1 protein-coding gene is annotated in these 622 nt (G+C 44.2%); it reads left to right on the top strand.

Features of this window, described 5'->3' with window-relative positions; genetic code table 11:
* Positions 1 to 169: 169 nt before the first annotated feature.
* Positions 170 to 622: type I restriction endonuclease (locus R7040_RS27645; protein ID WP_318097771.1), on the top strand; the 453-nt coding region annotated here is incomplete at its 3' end.

A 622-nucleotide genomic window follows, 5' to 3' on the forward strand; every position in this document is an offset into this window, starting at 1 on the left:
AAAACTCTCACTGCACACATAAACCTATTGATGGCAGCATATTCAGAGCCTTCGCCTTAGAGACTCATACATACCGTTACCCACTTCACTGATAAGTCAGTATCTTTTCTGCTTTTATGCATCCTTTGGTATAGTCATGAAATGCATTTGTACTGAGCTGGCTAATCGCATGGAATCGACAATCAATAAATCAAAGCTATCTGAAACCGACATCATCACGAAATTCATTCTTCCTGCTATCAAAGGTGCGGGATGGGATGATATGTCGCAGATTCGCCAAGAAGTAAAACTACGTGATGGTAAAGTCATTGTTCGTGGTCAGGCAGCGGCGAGGAAAAAGGTAAAATCTGCGGACATCGTCCTTTACCATAAACCGAGCATGCCTCTAGCCGTTGTCGAAGCAAAAGCGAATAAGCATGAAGTCGGCAAAGGTATGCAACAAGGACTAGACTACGCCAACTTACTTGAAGTCCCTTTTGTCTTTGCCTCAAATGGCGACGGTTTTATCTTCCACGACAAAACCAACCCAGCTCAACTCGAAACTGAAATTCGACTTGAAGACTTCCCGACACCTCAGCAACTGTGGGACAAGTACTGCGTTTGGAAAGGCTACAAAACCGAG

This window comes from Vibrio sp. 1069 (assembly GCF_033340555.1).